The sequence below is a fragment of the Micromonospora sp. WMMD1128 genome (genome assembly GCF_027497235.1).
Classification (GTDB): Bacteria; Actinomycetota; Actinomycetes; order Mycobacteriales; family Micromonosporaceae; genus Micromonospora.
In genome coordinates this window covers 3,435,465-3,448,547 of the sequence record NZ_CP114902.1, presented here as the reverse complement: position 1 = coordinate 3,448,547, position 13,083 = coordinate 3,435,465, and the positions used below count along the sequence as shown (strand labels likewise).

Genomic DNA, 13,083 nt, shown 5'->3' with positions numbered 1-13,083 from the left:
TTGCCGGAGCCGCGCCGGGGCCGGGTCGCGTGACCCGGCCCCGGCTGTGTCCGGTCAGTTGCGGAGGCTCCACTGCTGGTTCGCGCCGCCGTTGCACGACCAGAGGATGATCTTCGTGCCGTTTGCGGTCGCGGCGCCGTTGGCGTCGAGGCAGAGCCCGGACGCGACGTTGGTGAGCGTGCCGTTGGCGTTGACGTTCCACTGCTGGTTGGTGCCGCCGTGGCAGTCCCAGACGATGACCGTGGTGCCGTTCGTCGTGCCCGCGCCGTTCGCGTCCAGGCACTTGTTGCCGTACCCGGTCAGTTGCCTGTTGGCGCCGTAGGTCCACTGCTGGTTCGCGCCGCCGCCGCAGTCCCACAGCTGCACCTGGGTGCCGTTCGTGGTGGAGGAGTTGGGCACGTCGACGCAGCGACCGGACTGGCCACCCACGAGCCGGCCACCCTGCTGGCCGCCGCCGGTGCCCTGCTGCCGGACGATCGAACCCGACTCGGCGGACCGGCCGCCCTGCGCGTCGACCACGTACAGCCGGTACTCGCCCTGCGTCGTCGGCACGGCGATGGAGGTGGCGGTGCCCCCGGCCCGGGTCATCGTCGGACCGGCGGTGAAGGTGGTCGTGCCGGCGGGCGCCAACCAGACCGTCCTGGTCGCGTCGCCGGCGCTCCGGATCGGGATGGAGGACGTCCCGCTGGTGACAAAGGTGCTCGCCGGCAGAACATGGTTCGGCAGGGAGAGGTCGGCCGCCGGGACGATGTCCCGGTACGCGTCCTCCAGGCCGGAGTTGACCGCGATGGCGTACGCCGGGGCCGGCCAGACGTAGTCGGAGGAGACGAGGATGTCGTTGACCGTGCTGTTGGGCAGGTTCTTGTTCGAGACCTTGTTGATCGGGCCGTAGGTCTGCGTGATGCTCAGGTCGTGCTTGCGCCCGAAGTCGTCGGAGTTGATGAGCCAGGTGATGTTCTTGTCCACGCTCAGGACGTTGTCACGGAACGTGATGTACGCCGAACCCTCGTCCGGGTGCAGGCCGTACTTGTGACCGGACGGCACGCCCTGGAGATAGTTGTTGGTGATCGTGGTCCCCGGCTGGCTGCCCAGGGTGTAGATGGGTGCGGTGTCGCTGAGTCGCTGGACGGTGTCGATGATGTGGTTGTAGCTGATGGTGTTGTTCCGTGCCGTGGTTGTGGGCCGGTTCGGTGCGATCGAGCCCGATGACCCGTCGAAGTTCCACCAGCCCCAACCGAGCGTGATGCCCGACCACGGTGACTTCTCGATCCGGTTGTGCTGCACCGTCAGCGTGTCGACGAAGTACGCCGAGATGGGGCTGTGCCCGTTGAACAGCACCGCGCTGTCGTAGAGGTAGTTGTTGCGGATCTCGATGTTCTTCGGCAGCCCCTCGACCTGCGGGGACCACTTCTCCCGGTTGGTCGACGTCCCGTCGCCGATGTAGACGTGCTGGGGATGGCCGACGGTGATCGCCGAGCCGGCGATGTCGTTGGTGACGTTCCCGACCAACTGGCTGTTCTGCACGTCGTTGACCATGTTGACGCCGTCGACGCCGGTGTGCTGGATCCGGTTGCGCTCCAGGCGGACACCGTCGGCGTTCTCCACCTGGATCATGCCGGGAGTGACGTCCACGTTGCGGTAGTAGTAGTCGTGGAAGTTCTTCTTCGCGTACGCCAACGCCCCGAGGTTGCCCTGCTGCGCCTGCTTGTACGACGAGCCGGCGACGGTGAACAGGTTCCAGTCGGAGTGCTGCACGGTGAGCCCGGAGAACGTGATGTTGCGCGCGTGGCTGCTCGTCGAGGTGCCGGCGACCCGCAGCAGCGTGGTCACGTTGTTCGGCGCGAAGACCGACGCGGTCGCCATGTTCTCGGCACTGCTCTTGTAGTAGTAGACCGTCCGGGCGCTCTTGTCGAAGTAGAACTCACCAGGCGTGTCCAGGAACTCGTAGGCGTTCATCACCTTGTGGGAGCCGCCCGTCTGGGCGTTGCCGTTGAACGCGCCCTGGGCGATGGCGGCGCCCGGCTGCTGGAACAGCGCCACCCGGTTCGCGCCGTCGGAACTCGTGGTCACCTGCCGGACCCCCACGATGGCGGTGGTCCAGGTCGTCGCCGTCTCGATCTCGATGTCGTCGGCGTTGCGGGCGATCGCGGGGAAGTCGTTCAGGCTGTACTTGGCGCCGTCGCACTGCGACCCCGACTCCCAGGCCCACGCGGCCTGCCCGGCCGTGACCGTGTACGTCCCGTAGCAGCCGGCCGAGCCGATCGTCTTGGACGCCATGTACGCCCGCTTGTCGTTGACGTAGAGCGCCCGCAACTTGTTGGCGCGGTCGAGCGGCGCCTTCCAGATGTTGCCGCTGTGCTGGGTCCACCCGGTCACCTGCACACCACCTTCGAGCACCGGCGTCTCGTTCGGGTAGGCGGAATAGACGACCCGGTGACCGTTGGTGCCGGAGTCGGCCGCGCCGAACTCGATCGTGCTGCTCACCGGATAACTACCGCCGCGCAGATATACCTGGATGTCGCCGGTCATGCTCGAATTCACCGTACGCACGGCGTCCCGCGCACGTTGCAGGGTCTTGAACGGCGACTGGAGCGTGCCCGGGTCGGCGTCGTTCCCGTCCGGGGCGACGTAGTAGGTCTGCTGGACGGCGGCCGAAGCCGGCAACTGATTCACGAGCACCGCCGGAAGCGTGGAGGCGACCACAAGCGCAACCGCGAGCAGCAACCGTCGAACGGTGGAGACGTCTGATCTCACGTGCCATTCCTTTCGCTTACCGCCGAAGGAGATGGTCGCTGGACAGTCATCCTGGGGGCTACCTGGCGATTCCGACCATGGCGGGTTCCTTGGCAAGGGGCAGCGACATGCAGAGGCAAGGTCATACGTGCCCTACGAGCAGCGAAGCTCACCCGACCGGCCGCACTCACCGTGCCACCGGGAACGTCCGCCGCCCGTTCGCAATCTCTCGCCCATGGTCACAGAATTCCGTTTTGGAGCGTAGGCGTCGGAGACGCCGGACGCAACAATCATCAGACGTCTATGCACAACTGATCGTCGGTCAGGGCGTGGCGGAGGGCCTGGCCTTCTGCGGGTGGAGGGTCTCGTGGCGGGCCAGCATGGCGACGAACTCGCCGATCTTCCGCTCCCGGGTCTCCGCCCGCTTCACAGCGTTGAGCCGGTGGGCGAGAGCGAACCGGTTGGTCCTGGTGAGCACGTCGAACATGGCCTGGGCAGCGGGATCGGCGGCGATCGCGGCGAGCAGATCGGCCGGCACCTCGGCCTCCGACGACGGGGCGTAGGCGGCGGCCCAACGCCCGTCCGCCTTCGCGGCCTCCACCACGGCGCGGCCCGCCGGCTGCATCCGCCCGGCCGCCTCCAGCCGCGCCACGTGCGCGACGTTGCGTTGCGACCACCCGCTGCGGGGCCGGCGCGGGGTGAACCGGATCCAGGAGCTTTCCTGATCCCGCCGGCGGGCCTGCCCGTCGATCCAGCCGAAGCACAACGCCTCGTCGACCGCCTGCTGCCAGGTCAGCGTCGTCACGGTGCCGCCCTTTCTGGTCAGGGCCAGCCACACGCCGGGCGAGGTGGCGTGGTGGGCCGACAACCAGGCGCGCAGCTCCTCGGCGTCCGCGACGACCAACTCGTCCAGCTCGGGGCTCGGCATGACGGAAGGCTAACCGGAGGGTACGACGCACGAGACCGTCCGTCCGTCGACGAGATGTCGGGCCCTCGTGCGACGCTTCGGGCATGGCGACGTTCGTGTTGATCCGCGGCGGTCACTCGGTGGCGCTCAGCCGCCCGAAGCAACTCGCTGATCGGCTGTCCGGCTACCTGCGGCCCTGAGGCCGCTGTCTCACCGGCCGCGCTTTCTCAGCTCCCGCAGCCGGAGCACCTGCGCGCTCGCCACACAGGCCATGCCGAGGGCGGTCGCCCAGGAGCCGACCCGGGAGGGGTCGAGCATGGCCATCACAAGACTGACGAGACCGACGACGACGGCACCCGCCAGCAGGATCAGCGTGCCCTTCCGTCCCATCCCGTCCGCCCCCCATCCCGTCCGCCGCCGATCAGGAAACCAGTGGCAGTCGACGCTCGTCGTCAAGCGACGGCCAGCGCATGGTCAAAGGCTGCTCGAAGGCCACCACCCGAGCCTAGCCCACCCCCCCCTCGTCGACATGATCAAGGAGTTCGCGTCGAAGACGATCTCCACAATGTCCCAACTCCTTGATCGCCTGACCTACCGCGAAGGACCGTGACCGGGGCTCTAGGGTCGGGGCATGAGGACCGAGCAGGTGCGCCGGGCGTACGCCGCCGTCGCGAACCAGTACATCGCGTTGTTCGGCACGAGTGAGCAGGTCCACGCCGACGACCGGGCCTTCATCCGACGTCACCTCGGCGGCCGGACCGGCACGGTGCTCGACCTGGGCTGCGGACCCGGCCACCTCACCGACTTCCTCCGCGCGCAGGGCGTCGACGCGATCGGCTTCGACCTCGTCGGCGAGTTCATCGCCCACGCGCGGGCCAGCCACCCGGACGGTTGCTACGTGCTCGGCTCGATGGCGCGCCTCGCCGTCGCCGACCACGCCGCCGCCGGCATCCTGGCCTGGGGGTCGGTGATCCACCTGCCGCCCGACGACCTCGACGCGGTGCTCGCCGAGTTCCGTCGGGTCGTGGCGCCCGGCGGCACGGTGGTGCTGGGCATCTTCGTCGGCGACGAGGTCGCCGCGTTCGACCACAAGGTCGTCACCGCCTACCGCTGGCCGGTCGACGAGTTCTCCGAACGGCTGGCCCGAGCCGGCTTCAGCGAGGTGGAACGGGTGCACCGGCCCGGCGACGGCGTCCGCCGGCCGCACGCCGCCGTCGCGGCGACGCGGACCGCCGGCTGACGCCTGTGCGTCGCACTCCTGGCCGGACGCCCCGGGCGGGGGCACAATGGCCGGGTCCGACGTGGTACGAGCGAACGGGGCGAGCCGGTGGGCGAGTTCGAAGTGGTGGTCGGCGCCGGCTCGTACCGGTCGGGTGCCGCCGAAACGGTCCGGTTCCCCCACCGGTGGACGGCGGAGGGCGTGACGGTCACCGCCGACTTCACCGGGGCCCACCTCCTGCACGTCGCGGCGGCGGGCTGCGTGCTCAACGACGTGTACCGCGAGGCGGGCGAGATGGGCATCCGCGTCGACGGGGTGCGCGTCACGGCCGCGGGGGGCTTCGACACGACGACCTGGGCGTCCACCGGCATCACCTACCACGTCGAGCTTCATTCACCCGCGCCCGCCGACGACCTGGACCGGCTGCTGGACCGCGTCGACGAGGTGGCGGAGATCCCGCGCGCCATCCGCGCCGGAGCCCCGGTGGAGCGCCGCTGAACCCTCCGGATCGGCAGCTCGACCCGGGTCTGACCGATGCTCTGCGACCGCATGAGCGCCGCGCCGGGCAGCAGGAGCGGGGTGGCGAGCAGACACACACCGGAGACGACGATCGCGGCCAGCGGGCCGATGACCGTGGCCAGCACACCCCACACCAGCGTCGACGCGGCCTGCGTCAGCCGGCTGCCGACACTCCACGCGCTCAGCACCCGGGCGACCCGGTCCGGGGGAGTGCGCCGCAGGCGTTCGGCGGCGTGGATCGGGTTGAACACCCCCATGCACGTGATCAGCAGGGCCTCCACGACGATCACCGTGAGCAGCCCGGCGAGGCCCGGCCCGACCAACGCGAGACCGAGCGGGAAGATCGAGCGCAGCCAGCCGGACCCGGTCAGCACCCGGTGCGGCCCGTACCGCCGCACCAGACGGGGGCAGAGCCGGGCGCCCACGAAGCCGCCGAGCGCCGGCACCCCGAAGGCGAGACCGTACTGCCAGGCCGGGAAGCCGTACTCGCCGAGCAGCAGCACAGCCAGCAGTGGCACGGTGGCCGTGATCAGGCCGCCGACCAGCGCCGCGTTGAGGAAGAGCCGCCGCAGCACCGGGTCGTACCGGATGAACCGCCAGCCGGCGGCCAGCGCGGCGGCGCGCGACCCGCCGGCCCACGGCGCCGCGACGTCGTCGCCGCGGATGCGGCGGACCGCCAGCGCGGACAGCAGGTAGCTCACCGCGTCGGCGGTGACGGTGACGACCGGACCGAGCAGCCCGACAAGGGCGCCGCCGAGCGGCGGACCGGCCGCGATCGCCACCCAGCTCGTGCCCTCGAACCGTCCGTTCGCCACCACCAGGTGGTCGCCGCGGACCAGATGCTTCAGGTACGCGCCGGACGCCGCCGTGAAGGCGATGCCCGCCGTCCCGGTCACCACCGCGACGACGAGCAACTGCCCGTAGGAGAGAAGACCCAGGCCGTACGCGACCGGCACGCTCACCATGGCGGCGAACCGGACCACGTCCATGGCGATCATCACGGGGCGCTTGCGTCGGTGCTCGACCCACGGGCCGAGCGGGAGCGCGACGAGCGCCGCGACGGCCAGCCCGGCCGCCTCCAGCAGCGACACCGCGAACGCCGACGAGTGCAGCACCTGCACCGCGAGCAGCGGAAACGCCCCGAAGGCGAGCCACGTGCCATACGTGCTGACCGCGTACGCCGACCACAGCCGGCCGAAGTCGGGGCCCAGATTCTCGCGCATCCGCGCATCAGACCGGCCGGGGCGGCGCGGGAGCAAACAACCGGCGACCGGCGAGCCACAACCATCGGTTGTGCGGCCCTAGGGTGGGCCGGTGGACACCGAGGCACTGCGATCGTTCGTCCGGGCGGCCGAGCTGGGGCAGCTGCGACACGCCGCCGACGAACTGGGCGTCACCCAGCAGGCCGTCTCGAAACGGGTCGCCGCCCTGGAGCGGGAACTGGCGGTCCGCCTGTTCACCCGTACCGCCCGAGGGGTCGAGCTGACGCTCGACGGCCAGGCGTTCCTCGCGCACGCCCGGGACGTCGTCGCGACCGCGGACCGGGCCGTCGCCGCGGTCCGGTCCGGCTCGCGGGCGCTGCGGATCGACGTGCTCGGCCTGCGCAGCGCGCAGGCCGTCATCCTGCACGACTACTGGCGGTCGCGACCCGGCGTCGACCTCGACGTGGTGACGTTCCGGGTCGACGACCCGCACCTGGTCGCCGCCGCCGTCCGGGCCGGCGACCTCGACGCCGCCTTCCGGACCGTCACCGACCCGGCGACGCTGCCGCCCGGCGTACGGATGGTCCACGCCTTCGACAACCCGCTGGAACTCCTCGTCGGCCCCCGGCACCCGCTCGCCGCCGCTCGCACCCTCAGCCCGCCCGACCTGCGCAAGCTCCGGATCTGGGTGCCGGGCATCGTCCCGCGCAGCGAATGGTCCGAGTTCTACGACGAAGTGGCCACCGCCTTCGACCTGCGCATCGACGCGACCGGCCCGAACTTCGGCGTCGAGGTGCTCCTCGACGCGCTGGCCGACACCGCCGACCTGGCCACCTTCGTCGGCGCGCGGGACCGCCACCTCTGGCCGGCCGGCCACGACCTGCGCCGCATCCCGATCATCAACCCGACGCTCGCGTACCCGATCTCGCTCATGCTGGCCGCGACCGCCCCGCACCCGGCGCTCGGGCCGCTCGTCGACCACCTCGCGGGCCTGCCGCCGCCGCCCGGTCCGGTGTGGCGCCCGTCCTGGCCGAGGCTCAGCCCGGCGGCGGCGTCGCGGTGACGCGCCGCCGGCCGGTCCCGGGAGCGGTGGCACCGGATCGCAGCCGTGGCGGCGGCGGTGGCTAGGGTACGGCGATGGACGCACCCGGCTGGCTCGACGACACCCGGATCTCCTACGACACGGTGGCGGCCAGCTACGCCGAGATGCTGCGCGACGCGCTCGCCGAGGAACCGTTCCAGCGCGGCGTCCTCGCGCTCTTCGCCGAGCTGGTGCGGGCGCGGGGGCATGGGACGGTCGCGGACGTCGGCTGCGGGCCGGGTCGACTCACCGCTCACCTGCACGGCCTCGGACTGGACGCGTTCGGCGTCGACCTGTCCCCGCGGATGATCGAGATGGCCCGGCGGGACCATCCGGGCCTGAGGTTCGAGGTCGGCACCATGACCCGCCTCGACCTGGCCGACGAGGCCCTGACCGGGCTGCTCGCCTGGTTCTCGCTGATCCATGTCCCGGACGGCGAGGTGCCGGCGGTGCTGGGCGAGTTCCGGCGCGTGCTGCGGCCCGGCGGCGTCGTGCTGCTCGGGTTCCACGCCGGCGACGGCAGCCGGCTCAAGACCGAGGGATACGGCGGTCACCCCATGCGCGTCCACGTGCACCGCCGCCCGCCGGAGCGGGTCGCGGCCTGGCTGGACGCCGCCGGGTTCACCGTGGCGGCGGAGATGACGCACCGCCCGGCCCCGGGTGTCGCGGGCGGGTTCGTCTTCGCCCACCGGTGAGCGCGCTACCGTGCCGGGGTGACCCAGCCGTTGGCGACGTCGGTCGTCGCCCCGTCCACGCTCGACTACTACCTGCTGGGCCCGGCCGCGCCGGTCGGACTGCTGGTCGAGGAGTTCGAGCTGGCCGACGACCTGTCCGCCACGCGCCTGCGTACCGCCGGCTGGACGCCTGCGGACGGCGGCTGGTGGAGTGCGGCGGCGTTCACGCGGGCCGTCCGCGCGAACCCGGACGTGCGCGCCCGGGTGCGCGCGGTCACCCGCGCCGACGCGGAGGAGACCTACCGCCGGCTCGGCGGCGGCGTGCTGCCGGACGACGACGCGCTGCGCGACCGCTTCCGGGACGACGTGCCGTTGGCGGCCACCGCGCCGCTGCGGCTCGGCTTCGGCCCGGCCGTGCACCGGGTGCTGTTCGCCGGTGACCTCGACGCCGAGCGGTTGACCGGCCTGCGGGTGGCCCTGCGTCTCGACGGGGGCACCGACCCGGGTGTGGTCGGCACGGGTCGGCTGCACCTCGACGGGACGGCGTTGCGCTGGGATCTGCGTCGCGTCGGCGGTGGGGTGGCATGGTGCCTGGACGTGACGGCCGAGCCGCTCGACCGGGAGGCGTTGCGCCCGCTGCTCCACCGGCTCACCGACGTCGTCCGACGCCACGGCCTGATCCCCGCGACGATCGAGTGCTTCACCTGAGTCGATCGACGCGAGCCGGCGCGAAAGGCTTGACGATCATGAAGTTGGCGGCCTGGGGGAGCGCTCTCCCGGCAGTCAACTTCATGATCAGCGGGAGTCGGCGAACTCGACGCCCGCGAGGGTGGCCGAGCGGTGCGCGGCGAGGCGTTCGGCCTGCTCGACGACGGCCCGGCGGCGGCTGTCGGGGAGCTTCTGCCACGGCTGGACGGTGACCGTCAGGCGGGTGCCGGACTTGCGGGGACGCCAGGCGCCGACCAGGTCGCCGTCGATCAACACCGCGCCCGGTCGGCCGAGCACCGGCCACAACTCCTTGGCCCGGGCCGCGTCCGGCGCCAGCGTCGCCCGGTCCTTCGCCTGGAGGAACAGGTCGAACGGGCCGAGCAGGCGGACCCCGGTGCTCCCGGCCGACGCCAACGCCGCCTCGTCGGCGGCCAGGAGCCAGCGGGTCTCGCCGTCGACGGTCACCTCCACCACGTCCTGCGGCCAGCGGGCCTTCACGTCCCTGACCGGGGCGTCGAGGTAGTCGGCCACGTGCTTCGGCGTGGCCGGGCCGAGCAGCCGGAGGTAGGCGCGGACCAGGTCGAATCGCTCGCCCGGGGCCGCCGCCCGACGGAACCGCGGAATGCGGCGCAGGACCGGCGGCGAGGTGCCGGGCGCCAGCTCCAACCCGGCGCGCACGGCGGCCAGCCGGAACGGCATCTCGTAGATGTGGGTGACACCGCACGGCCGGCAGAAGCGCAGGTAGGGCTCGGGCAGCATCGTGGCGAGACGGCCCGAGACGTCACCCTTGACCGTCGGCTCGGTGACGATCGACCGCATGCCGGCGGCCACCTCGTCGAGCGCGTCGAGGATCCCGATGCCGGCCGCCCGCAACGGCTTGGCCGCGTCGTAGATGCGCTTGGCCGCGTCGGCGTACGAGAACGGCTCCACCGCGGCTGCCACCCGGTCGACGTCGGCACGGCGGTAGAGATGGGGGGCGCCGCGCACGGTCCACAGCACGACCAGCTCGTCGTCGGCCGGCGCGGAGACGTCGACCCCGCGCAAAGCCAGCGCCCACCGGCCGCCGTCGGGGCCGGTGTCCTGCACCCCGAGGTCGAGCACGGTCGTGTCGTCAAGCGCACCCTTGGCGCGGTCGAGCTGCTGGGCCCGGACGCGGAAGCTCATCACCTGCCGACGGTCCACCATCGCCACAGCGTAGGCGCCGGTACCGACACCGACCGCGGGACGCGACAGGTGCCGGCACGCCGACGACGGCGGGCGGCTGCTCAGCGCACTCCCCGGTCCCCGATCGGCGCGGAGACCGAGCTGCTCACCGGGTGCGGCGTAGGACCGTCAAGGTGGCCGCGCCGACCGGTTCGGCCGCGGTGAACCGGAAGTCGGCGGGCGGGCCGTCGGCGAAGAGCCGGTCACCCCGGCCGAGGACCGTCGGGAAGGTGATCAGCCGGTACTCGTCGACCACGTCGGCGCAGGCCAGCGCCCGCACCAGGCTCAGGCTGCCGATCACCACCACGTCCCGGCGCGTTCGCTCGTCGACGGCCCAGGCCACCGGGTCGCCGTCGATCGCCGCCGAGTTCGACCAGGCGGTCGCGTCGATGCCGGTGCGGGTCGCCACCCGCTTCGGCACGGCGTTCATCAGCCGGGGGTAGTCCCCGTCCCGGCTCGGCCAGAGCCCGGCGAAGTGCTCCCAGGTCCGCCGGCCGTAGAGCTGGACGCCGCGCTCCATCCGCTGCCCGAGGCGGAACTTGTCACCGGCGACCGCCTCCGGCCCGTACCGGAACGCCCAGCCGCCGTGGTCGGTCCCGCCGCGCCCGTCGGGGTCGGAGACCACGCCGTCAAGCGTGACGAACTGAATGACGATGACGTCGCCCATCGAAGGCTCCCTGCGGTCGTGGCGGCTCCGGTCGGGCCGCCCTCACCCGCACATACCGGCGCCACGCGCGGAACTCATCGCATCCCGGGCAGGGAGTTCCGCGTAGGCTCGCACGGGTGGCGGGGGACCCGACGAAGCACGAGGCGTACCGCGGCGATCTGCTGGCGCACTGCTACCGGATGCTCGGCTCCGTCGACGAGGCCGAGGACGTGGTGCAGGAGACGCTGGTGCGGGCCTGGCGGGCCGCCGACAGGTACGACCCGCGGCAGGCGTCGCTGCGCACCTGGCTGCACCGGATCGCCACGAACGCCTGCCTCACCGCCCTGGCGGGGCGGGCCCGGCGGCCGTTGCCGAGCGGCCTCGGCCCGCCCGGCGACGACCCGCACGCGCCGCTGGTGCCGAGCCGGCACGTCTCCTGGTTGCAGCCGTTCCCGGACACCCGGCTCGGTGACCCGGCCGACGCCGCCGAGCAGCGCGCCGGACTGCGGCTCGCCCTGGTCGCGGCGCTGCAACTGCTGCCGGCGCGGCAACGGGCCGTGCTGCTGCTGCGCGAGGTGCTCCAACTGCCCGCCACCGAGGTGGCGCAGGCCCTGGGCAGCAGCGTCGCCTCGGTGAACAGCAGCCTGCAACGCGCCCGGGCGAGCCTGCGGGCCGCCGGGCCGGTCCTCGACGAGTGGCGCGAGCCCGCCGACCCGGACGAGCAGGCGACGGTCGAGCGTTACCTGACCGCGTTCGAGGCGGCCGACGTGCCCGGCCTGACCCGGCTGCTCGCCGACGACGTGGTGCTGGAGATGCCTCCGGTGCCGCTCTGGCTCGCCGGCCGGACGCACTACCGCGAGTTCATGGCGCGGGTCTTCGCCATGCGCGGCGACGGTTGGCGGCTGCGAGCGGTGGCGGCCAACGGCAGTCCGGCCCTGGCCGCGTACGCGCCGGACCCGGCGACCGGTGGCGGCCGGGCCCACTCCGTCCAGGTGTTCACGGTGCGGGACGGCCTGATCCGGCGCTGCGTGACGTTCGCCGATCCGTCCGTGTTCGGCCTGTTCGAGTTGCCGCACACGGTCGACGCCCACCTCGCCGTGTGACATCCGTACCGGCCGACGGCTCACGGTTGCGGGCAGGTCCTCCGACCAGCTCAGCGGCGGGGCGTCGAGTGGTGGTGCACCACCCGCCGGGTCTTCAGGATGCCGAAGATGATGACCGCGGCCAGCGCGATCACGCCGATGATCACGAGCCAGCGGACCGCCTCCAGCAGCAGCCCGAGCAGGATGAGGACGCCGGCGACCACGCCGACCACCCAGAGCAACGCACGCATGTGGTGCCTCCCGTCTCCTACGGTGCGCCCGGCGCTTTCCCACTGCGCCAGCGAGCATGCCCGCCGCCGACGGTCAACGTCGCGCCACGTAGACGGTGTTCGCCGCCTCCCGCCCCTGCAACGGGTTGGGAAACCGGACGACGTGCGCCACCGAGGTCGGGAACACCTCGGTCAGCGTGCGCTGGAACTCCGGGTCCGGCGGGTCGTTCGACCAGAGCGCGAACACCCCGTCCGGGTGCAGCAGCGCGGCCAGCCGACGCAGCCCCTCGACCGTGTAGAACGAGGCGTGGCCGGGGTGCAGCACGTGGCGGGGGGAGTGGTCCACGTCGAGCAGCACCGCGTGGAACCGCCGCCCGGGCTCGTCCGGGTCGAAGCCGCCGTCGGCGACCGCGGCGAAGAAGTCCGCCCGGACGAAGCGGGTACGCGGGTCCCCCGCCAGGCCGGCGGCGAACGGCAGCAGGTCCTGCCGGTGCCAGTCGATCACGTCCTCGATCGCCTCGACCACCAGCAGCGAGCGCACCCGGGAGTCCTCGAGCGCGGTGCGCGCGGTGTAGCCGAGGCCGAGCCCGCCGACCACCACGTCGAGCGACTCCCCGGTGAGCGGGGCCAGCCCGAGCCGGGCCAGCTCGATCTCCGCCACCGGGAAGGCGCTGGACATGAGGTATTCGTCGCCGAGCTTCACCTCGTACACGTCGGCGTGCAGTGCCGGGTCGTGTCGGCGGCGCAGGCTGATCTCCCCGATCGGCGTCTCCCGCCAGGCCAGTTCCTCGAAACGCACGCCCACCCGGTGTCCCCTCCGCCGATCCCGTCCCCGGGATGTTACCGGCCGGCACCGGGGTGGCCGGCGGGAACGACCGC

14 protein-coding genes are annotated in these 13,083 nt (G+C 72.4%); 6 read left to right on the top strand and 8 right to left on the bottom strand.

Annotated elements, in window-relative coordinates; all coding sequences use genetic code 11:
* Positions 1–54: 54 nt before the first annotated feature.
* The 3 genes from O7602_RS15780 to O7602_RS15770 all read right to left on the bottom strand — a co-directional run bounded on the left by O7602_RS15780 (position 55) and on the right by O7602_RS15770 (position 4,030).
* Entirely contained in the window at positions 55–2,754 is a 2,700-nt protein-coding gene (locus O7602_RS15780) for an RICIN domain-containing protein (RefSeq protein WP_281583397.1), read from the bottom strand.
* Between the two features lie 301 nt (positions 2,755–3,055).
* Positions 3,056–3,661, bottom strand: a complete 606-nt coding sequence (locus tag O7602_RS15775; RefSeq protein ID WP_281583396.1) for a YdeI/OmpD-associated family protein — start codon at positions 3,659–3,661, stop codon at positions 3,056–3,058.
* 189 nt (positions 3,662–3,850) lie between these two features.
* Complete coding sequence (locus O7602_RS15770; protein ID WP_281583395.1) at positions 3,851–4,030, bottom strand: hypothetical protein; 180 nt, start codon at positions 4,028–4,030, stop codon at positions 3,851–3,853.
* A 241-nt stretch (positions 4,031–4,271) separates the two neighbouring features.
* Between O7602_RS15770 and O7602_RS15765 the strand changes: the two genes are divergently transcribed.
* On the top strand, positions 4,272–4,880 hold the full coding sequence (locus O7602_RS15765) for a class I SAM-dependent methyltransferase (RefSeq protein ID WP_281583394.1): 609 nt from the start codon (positions 4,272–4,274) through the stop codon (positions 4,878–4,880).
* Positions 4,881–4,967: 87 nt separating this feature from the next.
* Positions 4,968–5,357: an OsmC family protein gene (locus O7602_RS15760; protein WP_281583393.1), complete on the top strand. Its 390-nt coding sequence runs from the start codon at positions 4,968–4,970 to the stop codon at positions 5,355–5,357.
* On the opposite strand, the gene O7602_RS15755 is transcribed toward O7602_RS15760, so the two are convergent.
* Positions 5,249–6,601 carry an MFS transporter gene (locus O7602_RS15755; protein WP_281583392.1) on the bottom strand — a complete coding sequence of 451 codons (1,353 nt, stop codon included), beginning with the start codon at positions 6,599–6,601 and terminating at the stop codon, positions 5,249–5,251. The genes O7602_RS15760 and O7602_RS15755 overlap by 109 nt on opposite strands.
* Before the next feature lie 91 nt (positions 6,602–6,692).
* Between O7602_RS15755 and O7602_RS15750 the strand changes: the two genes are divergently transcribed.
* The 3 genes from O7602_RS15750 (at position 6,693) to O7602_RS15740 (ending at position 9,043) form a co-directional block, all read left to right on the top strand.
* Positions 6,693–7,643 (top strand): LysR family transcriptional regulator, encoded by a 951-nt coding sequence (locus O7602_RS15750; RefSeq protein WP_281583391.1) that lies wholly within the window; start codon positions 6,693–6,695, stop codon positions 7,641–7,643.
* Positions 7,644–7,717: 74 nt separating this feature from the next.
* Positions 7,718–8,356: a class I SAM-dependent methyltransferase gene (locus O7602_RS15745; protein ID WP_281583390.1), complete on the top strand. Its 639-nt coding sequence runs from the start codon at positions 7,718–7,720 to the stop codon at positions 8,354–8,356.
* 18 nt (positions 8,357–8,374) lie between these two features.
* Entirely contained in the window at positions 8,375–9,043 is a 669-nt protein-coding gene (locus tag O7602_RS15740; protein WP_281583389.1) for a hypothetical protein, read from the top strand.
* Positions 9,044–9,130: 87 nt separating this feature from the next.
* Here O7602_RS15740 and O7602_RS15735 read toward each other — a convergent pair whose 3' ends face one another.
* Entirely contained in the window at positions 9,131–10,228 is a 1,098-nt protein-coding gene (locus O7602_RS15735) for a winged helix DNA-binding domain-containing protein (protein WP_281583388.1), read from the bottom strand.
* Positions 10,229–10,352: 124 nt separating this feature from the next.
* Positions 10,353–10,913, bottom strand: coding sequence for a dihydrofolate reductase family protein (locus tag O7602_RS15730; RefSeq protein WP_281583387.1), 561 nt, complete (start codon positions 10,911–10,913; stop codon positions 10,353–10,355).
* Positions 10,914–11,029: 116 nt separating this feature from the next.
* Here O7602_RS15730 and O7602_RS15725 point away from each other — a divergent pair, with 116 nt between their 5' ends.
* Positions 11,030–11,995 carry an RNA polymerase subunit sigma-70 gene (locus O7602_RS15725; RefSeq protein WP_281583386.1) on the top strand — a complete coding sequence of 322 codons (966 nt, stop codon included), beginning with the start codon at positions 11,030–11,032 and terminating at the stop codon, positions 11,993–11,995.
* A 50-nt stretch (positions 11,996–12,045) separates the two neighbouring features.
* Here O7602_RS15725 and O7602_RS15720 read toward each other — a convergent pair whose 3' ends face one another.
* Entirely contained in the window at positions 12,046–12,225 is a 180-nt protein-coding gene (locus O7602_RS15720) for a hypothetical protein (protein WP_281583385.1), read from the bottom strand.
* A 73-nt stretch (positions 12,226–12,298) separates the two neighbouring features.
* Entirely contained in the window at positions 12,299–13,009 is a 711-nt protein-coding gene (locus tag O7602_RS15715) for a spermidine synthase (RefSeq protein WP_281583384.1), read from the bottom strand.
* Positions 13,010–13,083: the final 74 nt, after the last annotated feature.